Annotated in this window: 21 protein-coding genes; 10 read left to right on the top strand and 11 right to left on the bottom strand. The window is 58.5% G+C overall.

What is annotated here, in order from left to right; translation table 11 throughout:
• The first annotated feature begins 64 nt into the window (after positions 1-64).
• Positions 65-1,039, top strand: a complete 975-nt coding sequence (locus ACLCGK_RS16550) for a LysR substrate-binding domain-containing protein (protein ID WP_410952439.1) — start codon at positions 65-67, stop codon at positions 1,037-1,039.
• 49 nt (positions 1,040-1,088) lie between these two features.
• On the opposite strand, the gene ACLCGK_RS16545 is transcribed toward ACLCGK_RS16550, so the two are convergent.
• The 3 genes from ACLCGK_RS16545 to ACLCGK_RS16535 all read right to left on the bottom strand — a co-directional run bounded on the left by ACLCGK_RS16545 (position 1,089) and on the right by ACLCGK_RS16535 (position 3,851).
• Positions 1,089-2,096, bottom strand: a complete 1,008-nt coding sequence (locus ACLCGK_RS16545) for a zinc-binding alcohol dehydrogenase family protein (protein WP_410952438.1) — start codon at positions 2,094-2,096, stop codon at positions 1,089-1,091.
• Positions 2,097-2,268: 172 nt separating this feature from the next.
• Positions 2,269-3,033: an SDR family oxidoreductase gene (locus ACLCGK_RS16540; RefSeq protein WP_137137456.1), complete on the bottom strand. Its 765-nt coding sequence runs from the start codon at positions 3,031-3,033 to the stop codon at positions 2,269-2,271.
• Positions 3,034-3,053: 20 nt separating this feature from the next.
• On the bottom strand, positions 3,054-3,851 hold the full coding sequence (locus tag ACLCGK_RS16535) for an SDR family NAD(P)-dependent oxidoreductase (protein ID WP_410952437.1): 798 nt from the start codon (positions 3,849-3,851) through the stop codon (positions 3,054-3,056).
• A gap of 106 nt (positions 3,852-3,957) precedes the next feature.
• Between ACLCGK_RS16535 and ACLCGK_RS16530 the strand changes: the two genes are divergently transcribed.
• On the top strand, positions 3,958-4,911 hold the full coding sequence (locus ACLCGK_RS16530) for a GlxA family transcriptional regulator (RefSeq protein ID WP_023663297.1): 954 nt from the start codon (positions 3,958-3,960) through the stop codon (positions 4,909-4,911).
• 45 nt (positions 4,912-4,956) lie between these two features.
• Here the strand turns inward: ACLCGK_RS16530 and ACLCGK_RS16525 are convergent, their stop codons facing one another.
• The 5 genes from ACLCGK_RS16525 to ACLCGK_RS16505 form a co-directional block, all read right to left on the bottom strand.
• The gene (locus ACLCGK_RS16525; RefSeq protein ID WP_024087115.1) at positions 4,957-5,334 is read right to left on the bottom strand and encodes an NUDIX domain-containing protein; all 378 of its coding nucleotides are present in this window, start codon (positions 5,332-5,334) and stop codon (positions 4,957-4,959) included.
• Between the two features lie 66 nt (positions 5,335-5,400).
• Positions 5,401-5,715, bottom strand: coding sequence for a hypothetical protein (locus ACLCGK_RS16520; RefSeq protein ID WP_061551487.1), 315 nt, complete (start codon positions 5,713-5,715; stop codon positions 5,401-5,403).
• Between the two features lie 212 nt (positions 5,716-5,927).
• Positions 5,928-7,532, bottom strand: a complete 1,605-nt coding sequence (locus ACLCGK_RS16515) for a hypothetical protein (protein ID WP_102083948.1) — start codon at positions 7,530-7,532, stop codon at positions 5,928-5,930.
• 79 nt (positions 7,533-7,611) lie between these two features.
• Positions 7,612-9,348 (bottom strand): hypothetical protein, encoded by a 1,737-nt coding sequence (locus tag ACLCGK_RS16510; protein WP_054571939.1) that lies wholly within the window; start codon positions 9,346-9,348, stop codon positions 7,612-7,614.
• Positions 9,345-11,171 (bottom strand): tyrosinase family protein, encoded by a 1,827-nt coding sequence (locus ACLCGK_RS16505; protein WP_410952436.1) that lies wholly within the window; start codon positions 11,169-11,171, stop codon positions 9,345-9,347. The genes ACLCGK_RS16510 and ACLCGK_RS16505 overlap by 4 nt, the downstream gene beginning before the upstream one ends.
• A gap of 159 nt (positions 11,172-11,330) precedes the next feature.
• On the opposite strand from ACLCGK_RS16505, the gene ACLCGK_RS16500 reads away from it, so the two are divergent.
• On the top strand, positions 11,331-11,810 hold the full coding sequence (locus ACLCGK_RS16500) for an Lrp/AsnC family transcriptional regulator (RefSeq protein ID WP_003258733.1): 480 nt from the start codon (positions 11,331-11,333) through the stop codon (positions 11,808-11,810).
• A gap of 95 nt (positions 11,811-11,905) precedes the next feature.
• Here ACLCGK_RS16500 and ACLCGK_RS16495 read toward each other — a convergent pair whose 3' ends face one another.
• Both ACLCGK_RS16495 and ACLCGK_RS16490 read right to left on the bottom strand, forming a co-directional pair.
• Positions 11,906-12,358 carry a helix-turn-helix domain-containing protein gene (locus ACLCGK_RS16495; protein WP_410952435.1) on the bottom strand — a complete coding sequence of 151 codons (453 nt, stop codon included), beginning with the start codon at positions 12,356-12,358 and terminating at the stop codon, positions 11,906-11,908.
• An 80-nt stretch (positions 12,359-12,438) separates the two neighbouring features.
• Entirely contained in the window at positions 12,439-13,125 is a 687-nt protein-coding gene (locus ACLCGK_RS16490; RefSeq protein ID WP_410952434.1) for a hydrolase, read from the bottom strand.
• 263 nt (positions 13,126-13,388) lie between these two features.
• Between ACLCGK_RS16490 and ACLCGK_RS16485 the strand changes: the two genes are divergently transcribed.
• The gene (locus tag ACLCGK_RS16485) at positions 13,389-13,850 is read left to right on the top strand and encodes a Rid family hydrolase (RefSeq protein WP_137137458.1); all 462 of its coding nucleotides are present in this window, start codon (positions 13,389-13,391) and stop codon (positions 13,848-13,850) included.
• A gap of 20 nt (positions 13,851-13,870) precedes the next feature.
• Here ACLCGK_RS16485 and ACLCGK_RS16480 read toward each other — a convergent pair whose 3' ends face one another.
• A complete protein-coding gene (locus ACLCGK_RS16480; RefSeq protein ID WP_410952521.1) occupies positions 13,871-14,797 on the bottom strand; it encodes a LysR family transcriptional regulator in 927 nt (308 codons plus the stop codon).
• A gap of 218 nt (positions 14,798-15,015) precedes the next feature.
• Here ACLCGK_RS16480 and ACLCGK_RS16475 point away from each other — a divergent pair, with 218 nt between their 5' ends.
• The 6 genes from ACLCGK_RS16475 (at position 15,016) to gmtX (ending at position 23,099) form a co-directional block, all read left to right on the top strand.
• Positions 15,016-15,438 carry a hypothetical protein gene (locus ACLCGK_RS16475; RefSeq protein WP_023663223.1) on the top strand — a complete coding sequence of 141 codons (423 nt, stop codon included), beginning with the start codon at positions 15,016-15,018 and terminating at the stop codon, positions 15,436-15,438.
• Positions 15,439-15,776: 338 nt separating this feature from the next.
• Complete coding sequence (locus tag ACLCGK_RS16470) at positions 15,777-16,046, top strand: DUF3077 domain-containing protein (protein WP_085704741.1); 270 nt, start codon at positions 15,777-15,779, stop codon at positions 16,044-16,046.
• A 154-nt stretch (positions 16,047-16,200) separates the two neighbouring features.
• Positions 16,201-16,614: an aminoacyl-tRNA hydrolase gene (gene arfB / locus ACLCGK_RS16465; protein ID WP_410952433.1), complete on the top strand. Its 414-nt coding sequence runs from the start codon at positions 16,201-16,203 to the stop codon at positions 16,612-16,614.
• A gap of 1,811 nt (positions 16,615-18,425) precedes the next feature.
• Positions 18,426-19,877, top strand: a complete 1,452-nt coding sequence (gene gmtY / locus ACLCGK_RS16460) for a gamma-mobile-trio recombinase GmtY (protein WP_410950742.1) — start codon at positions 18,426-18,428, stop codon at positions 19,875-19,877.
• Positions 19,874-22,465: a VPA1269 family protein gene (locus tag ACLCGK_RS16455; RefSeq protein ID WP_410950741.1), complete on the top strand. Its 2,592-nt coding sequence runs from the start codon at positions 19,874-19,876 to the stop codon at positions 22,463-22,465. Before gmtY ends, ACLCGK_RS16455 begins: the two co-directional genes overlap by 4 nt.
• The gene (gmtX, locus tag ACLCGK_RS16450; protein ID WP_410950740.1) at positions 22,440-23,099 is read left to right on the top strand and encodes a gamma-mobile-trio protein GmtX; all 660 of its coding nucleotides are present in this window, start codon (positions 22,440-22,442) and stop codon (positions 23,097-23,099) included. Before ACLCGK_RS16455 ends, gmtX begins: the two co-directional genes overlap by 26 nt.
• The last annotated feature ends 130 nt before the right edge of the window (positions 23,100-23,229 follow it).

Genomic DNA, 23,229 nt, shown 5'->3' with positions numbered 1-23,229 from the left:
GGCCCCTCTGCCTGCGCAGAGGGCTGGCGGCTCATCACGAAGGTTGTATAGGCCCAGGCTGGGAATGGCTGCGCAATATCGCTACGCTTTGGCCCACGCGCCAGGTCAAGAATTCGCCACAGTGAAGAAAACAGTTCGGTTTGATGATCTTCAGGTCTTCGTCACAACAGCCTTTGCCGGCAGCTTCTCGGCAGCGGCCAGGTTGTTGGATATTTCACCGGCCTTGGCCAGCGGCGCTGTCCAGCGACTGGAAAGCAGCCTGGGTGCCAGGTTGTTCGTGCGCTCCACGAGGCGTTTGCGGCTCTCGGATGATGGCGAGCGATATCTGCCCCATGCCCGTCAGGCCTTGGACGCACTGGACGCCGGTGAGGTGGCGCTGACCGAAGGGCGAGATGAGATCGCGGGTACACTTCGCCTGTCCATCCCTTCGGATATTGGCAGGAATCTGCTGCTGCCCTGGCTCGACGATTTCCAGCGGTTGAACCCCAAGGTGACGCTGCAACTGCGGGTCAGCGATCAGGTGGCCGACCTTGTCGGCCAGCAACTGGATGCGAGTATCAGGTATGGGCAACTGGCAGACTCCAGCCTCGTTTCACTGATGCTCGCCCCAGGGAATCGCAGAACGGTCTGCGCCTCACCTCAATACTTGGCACGACATGGGGCGCCAGACGCTCTGGAAGACCTGGGCAGGCATAATTGCCTGCGCTATGTGATGGGCGAGCAGACTTACGAGCGATGGAGTTTCCATTTGCCCGATGGAATCAAGACCGTCCAGGTTACAGGCGACCGCTTGAGCGATGACGCCGATGTCGTTCGGCGCTGGGGCGTTGAAGGATTGGGGATCGTTTACAAATCCAGGCTGGACGTTCTGGCGGATATACGCGCTGGGCGGCTGGTCGAGTTGTTTCCTTGGGATTACGGCCAACCTGCGCCGTTGCAACTGGTGTGCGCTCATCGAACCTCGCTCACACCTGCCGTGCAGGTGCTCAGAGCGTTTCTGGCGGAGCGTTTCGAGCAGCTCATCGGTGCTGATGGATAAGCTGACGGGGCTCATGGCCCCGCCTTGGTTACCTTGACTGGATGAATGCTCAGAAGCCTTCCAGCACAATCTTGCCTTTTGCCTTGCCGCTTTCGATCAGGGCATGGGCGCGTTTGAGGTTGCTGGCATTGATGCTGCCGAAGTGCTCGCCAACGGTGGTCTTGATGACCCCTTCGTCGACCAGCGCCGAGACTTTTTCCAGCAGATGGTGCTGCTTGATCATGTCCTCGGTCTGGTACAGCGAGCGGGTGAACATCAGCTCCCAGTGCACCGACAGCGATTTGCGCTTGAACGGCACGACATCAAGATGCTCAGGGTCATCGATCAGCGCGAGCTTGCCCTGTGGGCGCAGGACTTCGACGATCTGCGCGAGGTACGCATCGGTGTGAGTCAGGCTGATCACGTAATCCACTGGGTTGAGCTGGAGTTGCTCCAGTTGCAGGGCAAAGGATGCCGAATGGTCGATGACGTGATGTGCCCCGAGTTCGCTGACCCAAGCCTGGGTTTCAGGCCGTGACGCGGTACCGATCACCTTGAGCTGGGTACGCTTGCGTGCAAGCTGTACCAGGATCGAACCAACCCCGCCGCCGGCACCGATGATCAGCAGGCTCTTGCCAGCGCCGCCATTTTCCTCAACACCCAGGCGGTCGAACAGCAGCTCCCAGGCGGTGATGGACGTCAGCGGCAAGGCTGCGGCACTGGCATTGTCCAGAGTACGAGGCTTGTGCCCGACGATGCGTTCGTCGACCAGGTGAAACTCGCTGTAAGTGCCCGGGCGGTCGATCGCGCCGGCGTAGAACACTTCGTCGCCAGGCTGGAACAACGACACCTCGGCGCCGACCTCGCGAACGACGCCCACGGCATCCCATCCCAACACCTGGGGATGGGCGCCGCCGCGGGTGGCTCTGACCTTGGTATCGACCGGGTTTACTGCGATAGCTTTGACTTCCACCAACAGGTCCCTGGCGCCGGGCGTGGGTTTGGGCAGTTCGTGCTCGTACAACGATCGGGAATCCTGGATCGGGAGGCCGGGGGTTTCGTAGACGATTGCTTTCATTGGGATGTGACCTTTCAGGTAAACAGTGGTAACAGGCTAATCGTGTCGCCCTCCCTGAAAAACCGGGCAATTGCCGGAACACTTTCCGCATTTCGCTGAAAATCGGCTAGCTGCCTTGTGGTGGAACGTTGCCAACAGACTGCGCAACGTTGTCGGGATTCGGGAATTGGGTTCAGGCAACAGGGATCGGGTTCTCAACCAGCGCCAGGTTGAACTGGTGAATCAGTTCGTGTTCGTTCAGGCCCTGGTTGGCTCGCAGCGGGACGACACGATCCACCAGGACTTCCGTGGTTGCGGATTCGAGCTTGACCAAGGTTTCCTGGATAAAATCATCCAGCGGCATGGCGCGCTCATCACCGCTCTTGTGAATCAGATCGGTGTCCACCCAAGGTGGCGCAATTTCCAGTACCTTGACGCTGGTGTCACGCAGGCTGAACCGCTGCGACAGTGAGTAGGAGTGGATGGCGGCCTTGGTCGCCGAATACAAAGCGGTGGCCGCCAGCGGCAGGTAGGCCAGAACCGAACTGTTGTTGATGATGCAAGCATCCGGTTGGCGCTTGAGGTGCTCGACGAAGGCTGCGCTGATGCGCACCGGGCCGAGCAGGTTGGTCTGCAGCAGGCTCACTGCTTGTTCGTCGTCGAGGTCCCCGGAAGCCGGATTGTCGAACGGCATGACGCCGGCATTGTTGATGATCACGTTCAATGCAGGATGGCGGCGGATCACATCCTGGGCCACCTCCTTGATCTGCTGCGGATCATTGATGTCCAGGCGCACTGTATCGATCCCCGGGTTGGCCTGGGCGATTTCATCCAACAGTGCCTGACGGCGCCCCGCAACGATCACTTTATTACCACGTTGGTGGAATGCCTCGGCCAGGGCGCGGCCGATGCCTGAGGTACCGCCGGTAATGAAAATGGTGTTTGCGCTAAGTTTCATGATCCGTCTCCTTGCATTGTTCAGTTGGCGTTGTAGCGAGGGGCAAGCTGATTGCTGGACAGCTGGCCGAACAGGGCTTGCCGGCTGGCCTCGTAGCGTTCGAAGGACTTCAGGTCATGCATCGAGGGGATAGAGATTAGTACCTCGTCGTCAAAGTCCTGGAGGGCACCGTCCACCAGGTCCTGGGCCGACATCACGATGCCCGGATCAAGGTTTTCGACCGGCAAGCCGCCGATCTGCCAGAAGTCGGTGGCGGTGGCTCCTGGCAGCACTGCCTGGATCCTTATGCCTTTGTCCGCAAGCTCCTTGTGCAGGGACTGGGTAAAGGCGGTGACATACGCCTTGCTGCCCCCGTACACACCATTGAGCAGCTCCGGCGCCAGGCTGACAACGGACGAGATGTTGATCACGGCGCCTTGCGCACGGGCGACAAATCCGGGGATGGTCGCGTAGGTGAGGCGGGTGAGGGCGGTGACGTTGAGGGTGATCATTTCAGCCATGCGCTCGACATCACTTTCCAGCAGGCTGGTGTGGGTGCCTATGCCTGCGTTGTTCACCAGCAGGCTGATACTGGCGTCCTCGCGCAATTTGCGTTCTACCTTGGCCAGGTCATCTGTGTTTGCCAGGTCTGCCGGAAACACCTCCACGTTCTGCCGGGTTTCCGTAGTCAGCCGGCTGGCCAACGTATTGAGGCGCTCCCGGTTGCGGGCCACCAGCACTAGGTCGTAACCCCGACGCGCCAAGCGTTCTGCGTAGATCGCGCCGATGCCGGTAGAGGCGCCAGTGATGAGGGCAGTGCCTTTGAATTGCTGCTTCATGGTCATGCTCCGTTGTTGGATGTGGAGCCCATGATGCAGAAGGTCGCCTTTGTCTTAAACGACACATATGGTACGTTTTCAGGACATCCAATGTGGAGCTCCAACCATGCACCGGGTCGGCTATCTCATCACCGAAGGTTTCCAGATCATGTCGCTGGCGACGCAGGCCGTGTTCGAGTTCGCGAACATTGTCGCGGGCGAAACGGTTTACAAGATCCAGAATTTTTCCATCGGCGGCGGCACGGTGCGTTCTTCTCTGGGCATGTACATGGACACGCTGCCGTTGGGCGCTCCTGGTCTGGCTGATACCTGGATGATCACGGGGACCCTGACGCCGCTGACTCCGCCAGGCGAGGAAGTGCTGGCCAGCGTCAGAGGCTTTGTCGATGGCGCTCGACGCACGGCCGGTCTGTGTACCGGCTGTTTCGTGTTGGCCCAGGCAGGCGTGCTGGACAACCGGCGGGCCACGACACATTGGGCCTATGCGAAAAAGTTGCGTGAACTGCACCCGAAGATCGAAGTGGAAGAAGACCGAATCTTCATTGTGGACGGGCAGATCTGGACGTCCGCCGGGATGACCGCCGCCCTGGACATGGCACTGGGTATGGTGGAAAAAGACCTGGGAACCGAGATGGCCAGGTCAGTGGCACGCAAGCTGGTGATGCATCAGCGCCGCTCCGGTGGGCAATCGCAGCATTCCGAGTTGCTGGCGCTTTCGCCGAAGTCTGATCGGATACAAAACGCCCTGGATTACGCACGCAAGCATTTGAGCCGTCCATTGAGTGTCGAAGAGCTCGCCGAGTCCGTGCATTTGAGCCCCCGACAATTTACCCGCGTATTCACTGCCGAGACAGGTCAATCACCTGCCAAGGCTGTGGAAAGCCTGCGTCTTGAGGCTGCCCGCCTGATGATCGAGCAGAGTCGCCACAGCCTGGATGTGGTGGCGAAGGAAACCGGGTTCAGGGACCGTCGGCACATGCGGGAGGTGTTCATTCGTGGTTTTGGTGTCCCGCCTCAAGCCGTGCGAAGAGATGCCCGGCGGGTCGTATTGGTTGAATGACAACGCACGCAGCCCGGGGGATATGCGCTTTCTGGCTCTGATCCACTACACAGGAAGCAGGTGTTCTCGTTCAAGCAACTCGATGTTGGATGGCTTGACCCGAACTTCGTGAAGCTCTGGGGCGGTGAACCAGCGGCACTCGACTATCTCGTGATCTGCAGCAGGCTTTGCTCCCGCTTCAACAGGCAGCTGATAGAGGTAGTGCTCCTCACCTGCAAGCACGTAATGGTTGAGGAATCGAGCACCATTGAAGGGTAGGCAAGTTTCCTCCATCAGCTCGCGCTGCGCTGTATCCAGGTGATGCTCGCCTGGGTCAATCTTCCCGCCTGGCAACGCCCATTCAGCGCCTTGCTTGCGCACGAAAAGGATGCGTCCTGCTTGCAGGCAAATGACCGTCGAGTGTCGTTCTCTGGCGTTGTTCATCATGCCCCTCCCGTACCATGGAGGTGGCATCAGGGCAGCAATCACCCTGATGCCCGCTGCTGATTATCAGCGCTCTTTATCCCACTGCTGCTGATCATCTGCCTGGTTTTGCTGACCACCCATGCGGTCCTTGTCTTGCAGGTTCTGGTTCTGCTTGTCGGTCGTACCCTGGCCGCCCTGGCTGCCCGTATCACGGGAACGTTCCCAGTCCTTGTTCATCTTGTCCTCAGGTTTTTGGCCGGATTGGCTGCCACCTTGCTGCTGACCGGGCATCCGCCCCCCCGAACCTTGGCCGCCTTGCTGGCCAGCTCCGGCAGTATTGTTGCCCATGCCGGTGTCAGCATTGCCCTGGTTGCCACCTTTGTCTTGATTGTTTGCCATGATCGCTTACCTCGGGTCAAACACAGGAAGGTCTGTGTGTACTGTTATGACCGAGGCCCGTTCGCGCGGTATTCAAGGAATATTTGGCTAGCTGACTAAACGCATGAATTTCAGGGGTACGAGATTTTGGTGTGTGGGCAGGAAGGTGCCTGAAGGGCAGCGCCATCTGCGAAACCCTGTTCGGGGCGATCGGAGATCGCCCCTTTTGCGGTTCAGGGGCGGTCCTTGAGGGTTTCGAAGGCTTTGACGCTTTTGATCAGGCTTTTGTTGCTGGCGGAGCCGGCACTGTTGAACAGGAAAGAGAAATCCGAGGCCAATGACGGGCTGCCGGCAATCGTCGCGTACTGATGGCACTGGTTGCAGTTATCACCCTGCACGTAGGTCTCCATGGTGGTGTTGGCCACCGGCACGTTGCCCTGGCTGATGAACGGCCCGTACGACAGCGGCACTTGCGCGTTGGCTCCCGGTTCCGGGCTGGGCGGATTGGGAGCGAGGGTCCAGAGTACGTTGACCAGCTTGTAGTACTGAAACACCGACTTGCCTTGGCTGTGCTGCGCGAAGTTGGCTTGTACCGCGCTGTTGAGGGCTTGCAGGTCGCCGGGCACGGGGTGTTCGCGGGTGGTCTGTACCGGCTGGTCGCGTGGGAAGAGATCGGTGCAGTCCTTGTCGGGATGCGTTTGCTTGCACTGGATACGGGCTTGGTTTGGTGTGCACTCGGGGCCGTTGCCACAGTCAGGGTTGTTGAAGGCAAACCCGTTTGGCGGGGTTTGTTGCGGCGGAACCTGGGCCGGTTCGGGCACGTTGTCCACCTGCTCGAAGGTGGTCCAGATGAAGTTGGGCGAAGCCTGGGTCTTGTTGATGATATGCAGGCCCACCAGCCCCACCACCTCCTGGGTGCACTCCAGCGTGTCGGGGCGTTTGAGCCAGGCCACGGTAGTCAGGTAGCGCCCGAACAGCTCGGGTTTGCCGGTCAGCACCCGCCAGGCGGCCTTGAGTTCGATCGCGCCCAGTTGCTCCTGTGGCACTGGGGAGGTTGGCAGTGAACGCATCGGTTCACCGATGGGCAGCGACAGGCCCTCCGGTGTCTGGCCGTCGAGGTTTCGCGCGACCTTCAATTGGTTGGCGGCGTCGTAGAGCCCCTTGTCGACGATGTAGTCGAACTCGGCCTTGCCCACCTTGCGTTCAAAAAACACCAGTTTGCCCGCCTGGTCCGTCAGCCAGCCGCCGGACGCTTCCATGACCGGGTCGGGAATGGAGGCAAGTGTCCCGGTCGACAGGTGGAAACCGTGCAAGGCATTGATCGCGCCTTCGGAGGTGGCGTTCATGAACTTGCGTGCGCCCACCTTGAGTGTCTTGAGGCTACCTTGGGTGCTGCAGTCGGACGGTACCAGGGTTTGCACGCCCCAGCCGGTGGGCGTGGGGGCGCCGGGCAGGAAGATGTCGTTGGCGTCCTTGTAGCTGGCCCATACCGGGGCCACGCTCATGGGTTGACCCGGTGTGGAGGGGACCCCGAACTGCGCCAGCGTGCTTTGCATGTCGGGTTCGCCCGCCAGGCTGGCGGTGGCTGGCCAACCGGGGTTCACCGGCCAGTTCAAGGCAATGAACAACTGCCAGCCAAAGCAGTTCATGAACGCCTGGCTGGTGGCATTGAAGTTGTTGACCGGCAGGAATCCCCCGCTGGCCGGGTTGAACACCAATTGCTGCTGTACACAGGTATCGGCGTCCGACAGCGTGGCCGCCGTGGCGGGTTGCGGGGTCGACAGGCACAGTAGAATGCCGCACAGCAGCGACAGAAGACTCAAGCGTGACCTGGACATCATTGCGCTCCTTGCAAGCTGTGAAGCCGCACCCGAAGGTGCGGCAATAGAGGGGCGTAAGTGGGGTGACTGGCGTGGCTCAGGCGCCAGGCACCAGCGCCAGGCCAGATTCCCAAGGGTGGTCTGTCGCGCTCACGTTCACATCTTCACCCGGGTTGAGGGCACGCAATGCCACCAGGCCGGGTGCTGCGGAGGGGCTGACCGTGATGGTCAGAATGTAGGCCTGGGTGCCGCCCGAGTTGGTCTGGCCGGGAATGGCCGATGCGTCGGGCAGGTACTGGGTGACCTGCGCCGTCACCCCAGGGTTGGAGAATTGCACCCTGGCATTCTGCGCCGTGGTAGTCGGGTCGGCACCTTGCACCACCAGCACGAACTGGTTGCTGCTACCCGGTGCAAGCCAGGCGGGCAGGTCGGTGGGGGATTGCCCGTAGAACAGGTCCAGCGGCAGCAGTTGCACTGGCCAGGGTTGCAGGCCGGCCACCCGGTCCTGCACGCATGGGAATGCTTGGGGCGTGGCGCTGAGCGGCTTGACGGTGACGCTCAGGCCGACCAACAGTTGTTGGGCGATGACCCACACATAGTTGACCTTCTGGTTGTTGATGGTGATGTCATTGATCGAGAAACCAGCGCTTTCCGGCACCTCGAACACCGCCTGCAGGATCTGGTCGGAACCGTTGGCAGCCGACTTGGCCGTACCGCGCGTGATGCGCCAGTACTGGCTCACGTCCTGGCCTTGCGGGCCCTTCCAGGCGCTGAAATCGGTGGGCTGCTGCAAGTACAGGCCAATGGGGTTGGTCAGCGACAGTCGGTTGTTCACCGCCGTGGTATTGGCCATGAAACCGATGTGCGGATCAGAGTTGCGATAGTTTTGCCCGTACTGCGCGCAGCAGATCAACGACTGGGCGTTCTGGCTGCTGCTCACCGGGCGCAGGATGGTGGCGGCGGCGGCCAGGTACACCTCCGCGCTGAGGGTATTGGGGCCGGAGGTCAGGTGCATTGCACCGCCGTACTGGCCGGGCACACAGGCCGTTCCGGCGTTCCATTTGTTGACGGTGTCATAGGCCGGCTTGCCGGTGGTGGGGTCGATGACCGGGTCGCCGGCCTTGCCGGTCGGGCAGTCGACGGTGTAGCGCAGGTACAGGTCTTCGAGTTGCACGTTCGGGTCGATGTAGTCGCGGTACAGCCCCAGTACTGCGTTCGGGTCGATGCGCCACATGGTCAGGAAGTACGCGGGGTTTTCGCAGGTGAAGGTGATCTTGCGCATGTTGCCGTTGGCATCGCGTACGATCGACCACTCGCAGTACTCGTCGAGCCAGCCCCGAGGCCCGGAAGGCGAGAACGCCGTGTATTTGCCGTTCCAGTCGATGCTCGGGCAGCGCTTGGCCGGCAGTTGCAGCACGGTACCTTGTTTGTTGGGGTCGTAGAGCATGTAGAGGGTGTTGTCGAGGGTGATCTGGCCGTGGTCGGTCAACTCCATCACCTGGTCCAGGGTCATGGCCTTGCCACCCAGCTGGGGAATGACCGCCGCACCGTTGTTGTAGAAGAACGTCCAGAGCCGGTTGGGGAAGGGCGCCCAGGTGATCGCCGGGGCGGTCACGTCGCCGAAACCTTCCACCAGCGGGTTGTAGTAACCCGAGCGGGGGGCGTCGTTCAGGCCCGACCAGGGGTTGCCGATGATCGACGATTCGGTCCAGCCGGTGAGGTTGTTGTTCCAGTCGGTTTCAAACTGCGGCAACTGGTCTTCCAGGCCCAGCTTGTTGTAGTCCTTGGGGGCTTGGCCGGCGGGAGAGGTGAACTGCTTGAAGGGCGTGCTCATGTCGGTTCTCCTGATGTGCGTGAGGTGGAAGCAGAGCAGCAGCCGGCGACCGGGGGCGGGCCGGCGAGGGTCTGGCGCGGGTCGTCCCACACCAGTTGGGCGATGAAACCGGGCAAGGTCATGTATTCGTCAGGCGTCAGCACGCGGCCGCTGTCGAGGTGGGTCACCACCAGCGACAACTGCACCGCGTCGCCGCGGCCAAGGCCCAGCGCAGCAGCGTTGCGGGCCGCATTCAGTGCACGGGACACGCCGTGGGTGATGCACCGGCCCTTGTCGTCCACCAGCCCCATGCCGATACGGCTGAAGCGCCCCACGTAATGGGGGTTGTCGGCGCTGACGTGCTGCGTGGCAGCGTCGGGCTGGTCGAGAAAGACATCGATCAGATAGGTGTCATGGGTGCAGCGCACATGATCGAACACCACCCACGGCCCGGGCCCTGCGGCGTTGCCCGCGGCAGGCCCGGCTTTTGCGCTGTGCTTGCAGCAGGCGCCGGTGGCCGCCTTGGGCGTGCCGAACTGTGGGGCCACCGGTACGCCGTAGTCGTAGCCGATGTGCCGGCTGTCCTGGGCCATGTCGCCGATGGTGGTGTAGCGCCAGGCGTCGGCGCTGGTGAAGGTGAGCTGCGTGGCGTCGTGGCCGGAGAACGGCTGGAGCAGGCACTGCGTGGTGTACTGCACCCCGGGGTTGGCCCTGATCCAGACCTCGAGCATGCGGTCGATGTTGGCGTGGTAGGAGCAGAACACTGGGTCGAAGGCGGTGTAGGCGTTGTCGGCCATGTCGCCGCCGATCCAGCCGTGATAGTTGTCGTGGGGTTGCTCGTACAGGCCGTCGAAGTTGAGGGCACGATTGGGATACAGGCTGTCCTTCTGGGGCGGGTCGAACACCGGGATGTTGGCCCACGGATAACCGGGCACACCCTGTGGTTGGCTGAAGGTGGTGAACTTCAGGGCATCCACCACCTGTTGCTGGAAAATCCGGCTCATGCCGTACAAACGGGCGCGATCCGAGCGCGAGTCGTCACCGTGGGTGTAGAACAACCGGTCGCGTTGCACATAGCGGCAGTCCACCCCCTTGGCCGCGCCACTGGCGCACACCTTGGAACAACCGTCCTTGGCGGCCGCGTAGCGCAGGGGGTTGGGCCGGGTTTCGCCGGTGTGCGGGTGCACATAGGTTTCATCGAGAAACGCCTGGGGCAGGCCGGCCTGCGGGCTGCCGTCGACGCTGGCATCTTCGGCCATCCAGTCCCAGTAGGGAATGGCGCAGTCGATCAGTTGTTCCAGGTACAACAGGTAGGCCCGGTGCCAGAGGGCAAACGCCTCCTGATAATGCAGGCACCAGTTGGTGTGGATGTAGGCGTAACGTTGCCAGGGCGAACCACTGTCGGGGTCGCCCACCTGCATCACGTCGTCCAGGCGGGCGCGGTACAGGTTCAGTTCCTCGAGGCTCAGGGCGCGGATGTCCTTTCTCACCCGCCTGACCGGTTGGGGCAGGTCCGGTGGCGGGATGCGTTCGGCCAGATCGAAGGGAGAGCCGGCGTCCAGGCGCCAGCCCTGGTTGACCCACAACCTGAAGGTTTCCAGCGCATCGATCGGCCAGAACTGTTGCTGGTCGAGGGTCAGCGGCATGTTGCGCGAGGCCAGGTGCTGGTAGATGGTTTCTGACCAGGCTTTGACCGAGTCCGGGTCGTCCAGGTAGACGAAATAGGCGTTCATGCACCCGGTCCAGGAGGCTGCCACGGCCGCGCGCTGCGCAGCGGGGATCCAGTAGGGAGCGGTAAAAAGGCCGTGGATGTCCGCGGTCCATGTCGGTTTCGCGATGATCATAAGGTCCCTCTCATGCGCCCCGCAGGCCATATTTGGCCGGGCTGCTAAGCTCAGTTGATGGTAAAGAGCTGGCACGCAGGGAATCGTGCAAATTGGCGCGTCCTTGCGGCGGATTCATTGCAGTTTTTCAAGGAAGACACGTGAAAAATGACAGACGCCATGGATCTGAAAATTCTGGGAAAGCTGCAAAAGGATTGCAGCCAGAATCTGGAATTGCTAAGCGACAGCGTCGGGCTGTCTTCCACCAGTTGCTACCGGCGTATCAGGCGCCTGGAGAGCGCAGGCATCATCAAGGCCAAGGTCGCGATACTGGACGAGCGCAAGCTTGGCATTCAGGTGACCGCCTTCTTTCTGGTGAAACTGGACCGCGACAGCAACGACATCGACCGCAAGATGCAGCACATCCTGGCCAGCCACCCGGAGATTCAGGACTGCTACCTGATGACGGGCGAGTTCGACTTCGTGATGGTTGCCAAGTTTCGCGATGCCACCGAGTACACCGACTATATCTACCGGTTTCTCGACACTTACCGGGATATTCCGATTCGCACTTATTCCTCGACGTTGGTGGTGCGTACGGTGAAGAAATCGTATGAATTGCCGCTGGGAGGGGGGCTGCAGCAGGCTGTCGATGCCTGACAAAGCCAGCGCGGTGCATGGCACCTGGCTGCGACTTTCACCATGAGGGTAGGGCGGCAATCAACCTTGAACCGCTCGTGATACTCAGCATTTATTCATAGGTAGATTGCTGCCGTTGCGTCGGAAGAGTACGGATGTGCTCCTTGACTGAGCAAAGGCTCAGTTTGAATGGACGCTTGTCGCTGCCAAGCCTGCGGCGACATTCCCTCGGCCTTCACGAATGTGCGGCAAAAGTGGGACTGATCACAGAAACCGCACTCCAGTGCGATCTCAGCGAGCATCATTCCCGAGCCCCCCAGTAGTTCCTTGCTTTTGCGCAACCGTTGTTCACGCATCCACTGCTGCGGGGGCACGTGCAGGGTATCCCTGAACATTCGTGTGAAATGGCTACGGGACAGCGAGCAGGCTTGGGCGAGTTCCGTAACAGTTATGCCGGTGTCCAGGTTCTCCAGCATCAACCTCTTGGCAGTCGTGACCTGCCAGGGCTTGAGGAGCCCGGTCGTTTTCAGTGCGACAGTCGCCAGCACAGTGCAGTGATCGCTGTTCATACAAATCCATTAATCAATGAAGTGGGCACGCACGTTTCGAGTGGGCAGAGCAGGCCACTGCAGCCTCGGGCGGGCTACGGTCAGACAGCGGCAGCAACCGGGGCAAGGGTTGGGCCGTGTTGAACGCGCTCTGGTGCTTTGTGCACCATGGTGTAGGCATAGTCGACACCCATGCCGTAGGCGCCGGAGTGTTCTTTCACCAGTTCCATGACGGCATCGTAGGTGTCGCGGTTTTTCCAGTCGCGTTGCCACTCCAGCAGCACTTGTTGCCAGGTCACCGGAACCACGCCTGCCTGAATCATGCGCTGCATGGCGTAATCGTGGGCTTCCCTGGTGGTGCCACCGGAGGCGTCGGCAACCATGTAGATTTCATAGCCGGCATCGTTCATCGCCGACAGCGCGAAGGTGGTGTTGCACACCTCCGTCCACAGGCCGGAAACGATGATCTTGTTGCGCCCGTTTTTCTTCAGCGCGTCACGCACCTTCTGGTCATCCCAGGAGTTCATGGAGGTTCGCTCCAGCAGCGGAGCGTCGGGGAAGACGGCGAGCAGTTCGGGGTAGGTGTGCCCAGAGAAGCTTTCAGTCTCGACCGTCGTGATGGTGGTGGGCACATTGAAGATCCTGGCTGCCTTGGCCAGGCCCACGGTGTTGTTCTTCAGCGTCTGGCGGTCGATGCTCTGAACGCCGAAGGCCATCTGTGGCTGCTGATCGATGAAGATCAGCTGGCTGTTGAATGGGGTCAGTACTTCAGTTTTCGGATTGTTCATTTGTGTTCCCTGTCAGCTGGATGATGGTCATCGCACAAGTCACGGCGCCTGCTTTTCGCAGGCTGTGCTGAGGCACTGGATGACGTCCTCAGTGATGCCCGTTGCTTGAGTCCGAGAACAAGATAGCCAATCGCAGAGCGAAGCGGTGGCGCACTTTTGCGCTCTCAAAGGCGCATTAATGCGCCCTTCGTTTGTTCATCCTGTTGCTAGTATTCGCACGCAAACGCGGGTCTACCTGATCCGGTTTACGCCAGGAGAAAGCGATGGCAGCTTCACAACCACTCAACAAACAAACCGCCTATTGGGGCGTCCCGTGGGAGAATTCTTACGGGTATCCGCAGGCACGGCGGGTAGGGGATGAGATCTACGTATCGGGCCAGTTCAATCATGACGAAGAAGGGAACCTGATCGCGCCGGCACCCTTGGATCGTGACGGCAGGCCCTGTGATTTCTCTTCGATGGGGGATCAGATGCGCGCCGCCTACGACAATATTGCCAAGCTGCTCGCGCTGTATGGAGCGACGCTTGAAGATGTCGTGGAAGAGACGCTGTACGTGCTGGACATGGACGCGGCCTTTGCCGTGGTCGGCAAGGTGCGCAAGGCCGCCTACGGCACGGAACGGCCTCAATGCGCCAGCAACATCATCGGCGTATCGAGGCTTGCCCAGCGCCCACAGCTGATCGAAATCGCCTGCAAAGCGGTACTTGGCTCACACGCTGAGTGACCCGCACTCCCGGTTGCGCTCTACGTGACCGGGAGTACCAGTTGGCCCTCGATCAACGGCTTCTGGTTGGCAACGGCAGCTGCACAGAACGTCATGAATGCTTTGACCCGCCACGATTTGCGGATGTCCTGGTGCGTCAGCAGCCACAGCTCATCCTGCAGCTCCGGCACCACCGGGCCGACGCGTTCAAGCCCAGGCGTGATATCACCCAGCATGCAGGGCAAGAAACCCACCCCCAGGCCTGCCGCGATTGCAGCACTTGCCGCCGCAACCGAATCGGTGCGGTACGAGATGCACTCGGCAGCGACCCTGTCTTCGACATAGCTCGTTGCCTTGAGCCCGCGTAGCGCTGCGGAATAGGAAACCCATGCCTGGCCTTCAGTGAACAGAGGAGTAGGCGTTGTATGGTTGCTGCTGCCGTAGGGAGCCCAGGCGATTGTGGCCAGTTTGCGGCCCACCAGGCTTTCGGCGGGTTTCCTGGTCGCTCGAACCGCAATATCCGATTCGTCTCGCGCAAGGCTCAGTGATTCGTTGCCCACCAGCACCTCGATCGTGATGCCTTCATTGAGGGCCTTGAAGTCCGCGATGATGGGGGTGAGGAAGTAAAGAAGCAGTGAGTCGCTGGTGGTGATACGAAGCTTTCCGAGTGGCCCCTGGCCGGCACGTGAGACACGCCGCGTCACGCTGACAATGTCCAGCTCCACGCGCTCGGCGAGGGCACGCAATTCCGAGCCCTCGATGGTGAGCAGATAGCCTGATTTGCGGTGATCGAACAAGGCTACGCCAAGTGTTTTTTCAACCTGGGAGACCCTGCGGGAGACGGTGGACACGTTGATGCCGAGCTTCTTGGCTGTGGCAGCGCGATTGCCACACTCACTGAGCGTTTTAATGATCCGCAGGTCGTCCCATGAGAGCTGGTTGGCAGCCTCGCCCACGTTCCATTTCACGTCCTTGGGGGTAGCCGGGCTAATTGGGAAATTTCCAGGTAACGACTTCACGAAATCCGTTCCAGATCAGATTGCGACGATCATACGAGAAGGGGCTGCGTGAACCAAGTATCAGCATGAAGGCGAAGGAGGGGGCTTCGGTCGTCCCTTCATGCGCACATCGACACTTGTCGGCGTTATCCTGAATAGTGAGTCCAGGAGCCTTTGGGGAACTGCCCATGCGCAAGTTGACACTGTTGTTCGCGATCGCTGCATTTGCGGGTTGCCAGGCGCCGATGCCCAGTGCCAACCCACAGATGGCATGGGTCGATCTCTCGACGCCATTCCCGAATGACCGTGTGCTGTTGGCCGAACGCCTGGATAAACAACGCCTGCGTGATGGGCGCTTCTTTGAGGTCAGCCCCGGCAGCCATGAATTGGTCGTCAGGTTCGACTACGAAGTAAATGGTGGCGGTGGCATCAGCCTGATGGGAGGTACCACGGTAAGGCAATGCTACCTGACCATCGACTATGAGCATTTCAAGGCTGGGCAGCGCTACGTGCTCGAGGCCCGCTCCATGGCCATGACGCCAGAGGCGAGGCTTTATGATGCGAAGGGAGAGATTGTGGCAGAGGTTAGGGAATTCTATTGCCTGATGTGATGATGAATCGTTCGTTGTTCATTGATTACAACTAGCCTCGAAAAATCAGATTTTTTCGCTTTCTTGTAGGGCATTTCCCAAAGATACTGTTGCCGCCTATTTTCCGTTGCGGGTGCCCTGGCAGGGCTCTAGTCTGGGCCTGTCACTGCTCATCAGTGACACGGCTTTGACAGGCCGTAACGGTTTAAGCATTCGGCTTTCCCTTTATGGTGGCTGTGCGTGGGGCACGCTTGCGTGCGCCGGAACTTGCTTATTCCGCCGGTCTGTCAACCTACGTACAGCTGCCACCCTTCTGTTTGACAGCAGTCAGGTGGCGCACTCATAAAGGTAATAAGCAATTGACTACTGACGAATCGAACGAGAAAACCACCGTAGGCAAGACCACGTTCTACCAAGGTGAAAACCAGACCCATCCGTTGTTTCGCATCGAAGCCGGCATTCCTTGCAAGAGCGCTCGGGAGCAGTCTTCGGAATTGATGGGGTACGTGCGGGAACTGACGATTGTCGGGTTGATGGATGAAAAGCCGATGATGATCTGGGCCGCGCATTACCTGAGCGCGTTGGCCAAGGCGCTTATGGACGATGCCGAACTGGGTATGGTGCGCTGACTTCATTCCACCCGCGGCGGTACGCGAAACGCGGCCGCCATTCACAATGGCGGAGTGGGGTGCCTCGATCATTGTGGTTGAGGTCAACCCTATTTTGTTCTGTGGGTGAGCGGCGAAGGCTGTGATAATGGAGGGGAATTACAAGGGCCATGCCATGCTGACCATCTCCAATAATCTGCATCTGCCAGATGCCGACATCGAACTGACCTACATCCGCGCGCAAGGCGCAGGTGGGCAGAATGTCAACAAGGTGTCCAGCGCCGTGCACCTGCGCTTTGACATTCCCGCCTCGTCGCTGCCCGAGTTTTACAAGGAGAGGCTGTTGGCGCTGCGTGACAGTCGCATCACCGGTGAAGGCGTGTTGATCATCAAGGCACAACAATACCGCACACAGGAGCAGAACCGTGCTGACGCACTGGCGCGCCTTGCCGAGTTGATCATCACTGCCGGCAAGACCGAGAAAAAACGCCGTCCCACCAAGCCGACCCTCGGCTCGAAGACCCGTCGCCTCGAAGGAAAAGCCAGACGCAGCACTGTCAAGGCGGGTCGAGGCAAGGTGGAGTTCTAAGTTCTGCACAAAATGAGATGTCTCAAGCCAGTGAGATCCTGGCGGCGTGGTTTTGCGAGCTTGTGGAAGCGTGGGGCTTGATAGACGAATGGGGACAGAATACGGACGGGCACTTCCAAATACGTCATTTAACATAATACTCATTATGCGCTAGTCTATATTTGGTCACCTGACCACGAGTGAGGCACTTTGGGACCAGGGAAAGCTCCTTGGTAGTTCTCAGAACTAAATGAGTGAAAAAACGGTAAGTAATCGCGTGAATCATGCCTTCCGCCTCACGTTCACAGGTTTGCTTGCAGATCACTTTTCCGACGATCAACTCTACGCTACTGGCTCTAGCGCAACCTTATTGATCATCATCGAGTCCGATTTTACGTCATGACCGGCAGATCTAGAAATGATGCCATTGCTGTGCATGGTCACGCACTGGATGCGGGTTCGCCTATTGGACTGATTCAACAACATTTTTAGGAATCAGTGCGCTCGTTTACGGTATTACTCACGTGCGCGACCATCTGTGCTCCCACGCCTGCAGAGTCCCATGAGTTAGTTCCTGTTACCGCTGTGTCCACCATCTGCTGTCCAAGCCGGCACGATGCTGACCCGCGTGCGCACATGCCAAGATTCACTGTCCACGACGACGTTTGAGGTCACAAGCAGATGCAGTCCTCGGAAGCAATTCTTAGGACGTTTTCGGAACTAATACCTAGACTGCGCCGTTTTTTCTCTGAGTTCACAAATTACTTCCTGCAACCGTTGTGTCCGTCAATTGTCTGGCCCTAGCCAGCACGATGCTGACCCGGCTAAGGCGTTGCCTGTCAGCTAAACCGGCACGTAGAACCACGCTTGATGCGTTCTTTTACTCACACAACGGGCGCCGAGCCGCATTGATACAGACGCGCGTGGCATCAATCCGTGCAGCCTCTGCGCTCACCGATGATGCCGGTATCATCGAGCCATGCCGTTTGCATGTCCTCGCGCTGGTTGAGCAACTGCGTACCGTTCTGATGGTGATTGATCGGTTCGATACGGAAATTGAGCGGGTAGCTTCTCCGCTACCTGACAAGGCATCTCCGGTTTCACCTCTGTGAGGCCGGCCACCGCCATGCATCAGATCTTGATTGACACGCGTGCCGCCTTGGATAACCTTGCAATTGAGGGCTGCAACTGCGCATTTGGCGGGCCTGGGCACCAGCATGAGTTCCCCCCCGCAATTTTGGCAGCAGAGGAAGCTGGTTCCCCTGAAGTAGTGACGGCGGGCATTGCCGGTCGGATTCTGAACCCAAGGTCGCCTGACTGGGAGCTAAAGGATCGCTGCGACTACTCCTCATCCCTTACCAAAGTCGGTTTTAGATCGTAGTGCTTTCATATGGGCGCATTCAGCAGCGAAATGCCGGTTTGGAGCCTTTTCCTGGGGCGTTGTAAACCACTTTTTTGACGTGTAAACCACGGTGGTTAATACGTCAAAAAAGTGGTTTACAAGGGGCGTTTTAGGGGGCGCGGCCGCCCGGGCAAATCGGCCTCCAATTTGAGCGGTGTGGTATGGCATGCTATGCGCACAAGGGGCTAGTTATGCGATCCTTCGGAGCGATGAGAGATTACTCAAGGGGTCAGCTAACCTCCTCCAGCCTTGACATCCTTTCTTAAGGTTATAACTCCACTAAATGTCTAGTATTGGTATCACCTAAAACTATACTAAGTACACTAGATTAGGGTGAAACCTAGCTCCACCCTCCCCTTAAAAATCAAGGTGTTGACATCTATAGGTGTACTATCTGTACCATCCGCACCTTTTTGGGTGGGTGCATTGGATGGCAGTGGTTCAGGTGGTAGCGAAGGTGGTGGTTGACGGCACGGGAATCCAGAGCGAGATTCCTGTCTTGATCACAGAGCACGGTGTGGTCTCCTCGCTGATTGACTACCTCCTGGCCAACCATCATCTGAGCCCTAGTTGGCAGCGTGCGGTAACCCAGGCCACAAAGCTGCTGCTGGAGTACATGGAGGCCAACCAGCACCATTTCTCCGACCCCCGCTCTCTCTTCCAGGCCTTTGCCTCACGTCTCTATACGGGAACAATCGGAGATGATGGGCTAGATCCATCTGGCTTAGGGTGGGTGCCAGCCAGTCGTAACTCATCAGACCGTCATATCTCAGTCCTCAAGGGCTTCACAGACTATCTGGCTGATCTGTACGACGCTCCGGCCATGAACCCCCTGATGACCGCCAGTACCTATGATCAGCGGCTTAATTACGCTGCCTGGCACCGCCGCAACAGCAATGATTTCCTAGGGCACATCAAAAGCAAAGCGCTCTCGAAGAACGTCGATCAGGCGCGGAATATTCGAGGCCGGCGCGCACTCAGCAAGGCTGATGATGACGCCATCGCGTTCCCTGAGAAGCTTTTCCAAGCGATGTACATGGAGGGCTTCGGTGGCGCTCCTGATCCTAGGTGCGCAGTGCGAGATCAACTGATACTGATCATGATGCACGGCGCGGGCTTACGAGAGAGCGACGCACAGCACCTCTGGGTAGTGGATGTCGAAGATCACCCTCTGATCGAGGGTGGCGCCATGGTTCGTGTCTATCATCCCGAGGAAGGCAAGGCCCCAGACAACTGGAGAGGCCGCAAGGGCACCACGACTCGCGCAGCGTACTTGAGGGAGAAGTATGCCCTAACGGCCAGGAACCTTCGCCAAGGCACGAAGCGTGTTGGGTGGAAAACGAGACTGGTCGACCACGCGGACAACTACATCCAACTGTACTGGTTCCCTACACGCTTCAGCGTGCTATTCATGATGCTTTGGAAGGTTCATATCCGATACTTGGCGACTGTAGAGCGGCACCATCCTTACGCCTTCGTTTCCTACGAAGAATCCGTCGCAGGCCAGCCATACACCCTTCAAGCACTGAACGGCAATTACAAGCGAGCCTTGGCGCGTATTGGGCAAACCGTATCGAAGCCTGAGGGTCGATCCACCCATGGCCATCGGCACGCTTTTGGTCGGCGCCTGAGGAAGGCTGAGGTTCCCCCGCAGATCATCCGCAAGGCTATGCACCACACCTCCCTGGACTCGCAGAAAAGATATACCGCACCAGGTATCGCGGACGTTTCCTCTGCGCTTACCGCCGCAGGGGAAAGGCTCGACGAGCTGACCGACAGCGGCCAGATCATTTCGCCCTTCAACGATTGGGACGAAGCGCTACCAGCGACTCTGGAAGCATTCGAATCGCCACAAACAAGGTACAGAGTTAAGAAATTTTGACTAAGACAACACGACGCGGATCACGAGACGGTCGCTCTTCGGACACGAACTTCACTTGGATTGTGCAGGAGCGAGGCGAAGCCTGGGAGCGCTGGCGTCAACTCCTATCCGGCTGGATTGCAACGCAGACCGGCTCAATTGGTGTGAAGATCAACGCGATGAATTGGTTCATGGCCAATTACCTGCCGACGGTGCCAGGCGGATCTAGTCCTGACGTGTTCTTTCAGGTCGCGGAGAAGGGTTTGCTGCCAGAGTTGAGGCCGCTCATGGAGTCATCCATGAACGCTGCGACTGCCGTGAAAAACCAGAACTGGATCGTGGATCTGCTCGACTGGATCATCATCCACAGCTACAGCGAGCCAAATGACCATGGCGTCCCTATGGCTCTGGTCAAGAATCCGTTCGCCAAGGGCAAGGAAAAGACGGTAATCACCGAGACCGTGCACAATCCGTTGCCCTACGCATATCTTCGTGAACTTCGCGAAATTCTGTGCCCGCAGCCCAGGGGTACATTCCGCGATTGGGAGTGGGCTCAGCGACAGTCCGGTCAACTGCGCTCTGATTTTGGAGATTGGTTCCCGGTCGAGCAGTCGGTTATCGACGAGGATGACCCGGATTGCGTATGGCGCTACAAAAATGATCGCTACGAAATCTGGTCGCCTGTTCGGTCGATGGCGCTTCACGTAAAGCTTCATTTGCCGCTTCGTACCTATCAGGTACGTTTCCTGGACTCTGGCGAGGCTGATACGTGGCGGTATGAGGGTGGCGACTGGGTTCTGAACAATCGCCATGGGTTCTCTCTAGGTCGCGAGGGAAACCCCTGGAAACGGGGAATCTTCTGCCGTATCCACGACCAGGACATCGGTGAAATCATGACCGGTCTCTACGTCAGCACAAACAAAACGGCAGACCAGAACAAGGAGTCTCGTGAGCGAGGCTACACGATTCCATGGCAGAACGAAGATGTCCTGTACTGGCTGGAGCGCCTGAGGAATTGGCAAGAGAAGTACAACCCCATTAACGGCCCAACCTCCTGTGCTGATCTGGCAGAGAAGCACTTCGGTAGTGTCAAAACTGCCGAGCAGAAGAAAGACATGGGCTCGATCTGCTTCCTCTTCCGCGACCCCACGGCGCCTCCAGGAGAGCGTGACAAGCCCATGGGAGGCTACACACTGCCTAACCTGTGGTATCGATTGCTCTCGACGTTAGAAGATCGGGTTGCCGCACGTGGCCAGACCCTTTCTGACGGCTCTAGGTTGCGTTTCGTACAGCCTCCCGACCCCAAATTGAATGTGCTGCCGATCAAAACGGATTTCCCACTCCACAGCCTCCGTGTTTCGCTTCTGACGTGTTATGCCATGGAGGGGCGCGTCCCGATTCAAGTGCTATCCAAGCTGATTGCAGGTCACTCTCGGATCATCATGACGCTGCACTACACGAAGCCGACCCCGGCTATGGTGTCCCAGGTAATGGACGTTGCAAGCGGACGCATCAGCGCTACGCAGGATGAAAATCTGAAGATCTTCCTTCGGGACGCTGACATGCGTCAGATCCACTCTAAAACGGCCTTCATTGATGGCAGCGCAATCGAGATTGCGTTGGCGAATCGCAATGCAATCGGCTGGGAGCAGCGTCACATCGGGCTGTGCCTTGTCGGTGGAAACAGCGCTCGATCTGACGAAATGAGCAACATAGGCGGATGCTGGAACGGTGGGGAGGTCATAACTCGGGGCAATAAAGGGCCTGTCTATGGCCCAGTCCCACATGGCCTAGAGAACTGCCCACGTTGCCGCTGGTTCATCACCGATGCACGTTATTTACCAGCGCTTGTGGCCCACCTCAACATGCTGAGTTATCGAGCCTCCCAGGTTTCGTCGCTTGCCGTTGAGATCGAGCAGCAGCGCGATGATCTGCTAGACGAGATGTACTTTGCTGAGCAGGAAAACCGCCCATTCCTGCTACAAGCAGAGCTGCAACAGGCTCAAAGACGCTATGAGAAGCAAATCAAAGAGGCTGACGAGTACGCGAAAGACCTGATCTCCTGCTTCCAGATCATCAGCAAGATTGTCTCAATCGAAGAGGGTCGGGACACAGGTGATTCGGCCACGAAGTTGGTAGCCGTGGGATCTTTGGAGGACATTCATCAGCCCATCTCATTCATCGAGACCAGTAGTGAGCTGTGGCAGATCTCCCAGCTGTGCGAAAACGCTGAAATCTATGCTGATTTGACGGATGAGCTGAGGGCCACACCTGCCATCGAGAAGCGCTCTCGCGCTTTGAATCACCTTCTGATGCGGGGCGGCTACGCACCTATTTTGATGGGAATGGATGATCGCCTCCAGCTTATTGCCGGGAATGCGATGATGAGGTCTATGGCTTTGACGCTGTCTCCCAATGACCGAATGGAGGGATTCCGTGAGGTTTCCAGCCTGCTTGAGGCAGGAGAAGGCCTACAGCTTCTACCAGCCGCTATGGAGCCGCTGGAGCGCCTCACGAAGCAACCGGTGGCGAAGCTATCCGATCTGATCACAACCACCTCAAAACACGTCCGGGAGGCCATCCGTGATCGATCCCCAGCTCATCTTTGAAGAATTGGTAAGCCAGGCCACCAAACAGCAAGCCAAGTCCCTGACGGTGCTGCATGGCGTCCTGGAGGCACATCAGAAAACGAAGAGTCGCAACTTCTCGATTGCCACGATTGCCAAGCTATCCGTTGCGGCTGGCGGGCCATCTGCCTCAACGATCCGCAACAGCGGAGGGTTTCGTTTCCGTCAGCTGATTGAGGCCTGGGCTGCAAGTGTGGGCACGGATAGGAGACTGCCTACGAAGTCCAAGGAACAGGGCATACCAAGCGACAACGAGCTGCTTCAACGTATTGACGATCCAGCTCTGCGTGCGGTGTTTACACAGGTTATGGCCGAGCGCCGTCGCTACTTGGCTGAACTCAACCTTCTGAAATCCCAGAAGGACATCGTTGTCGACCGCCGCCCAAATGTGGTCGAGATACCTCAAGAGAGGGAGTCAGTTCAGCTTTTGCCCTCATTGACAGGGGTTCTTAGTGACATGGAGATCACAGCCCTCAGAGCGGCGGTATCGGACGATTTCTTCGATAGGCAAGGCTGGATGGTGACCAGGGCGGGCCAGGTGAAAGGCGATTCAGGTGAGATCTATAAGCATGGGTACGTGCCTGCAATTCGGAAAATTCTGAAAGAAATCGAATGATCTGACACAGCTGCGTGGAGATGGCTTGTAGTACATAGACATAGTACATATACTAACCATCCCTCGCGGCTGTAGCCCCCATGGTTAATGGCCCACGATCATCTTAGTACAGTAGGTGATCTTATCTGTA

This window comes from Pseudomonas sp. S1(2024), assembly GCF_046557535.1.
Note: the sequence above shows the minus strand (reverse complement) of the source record. Positions and strands in the feature narration are given on the sequence as shown.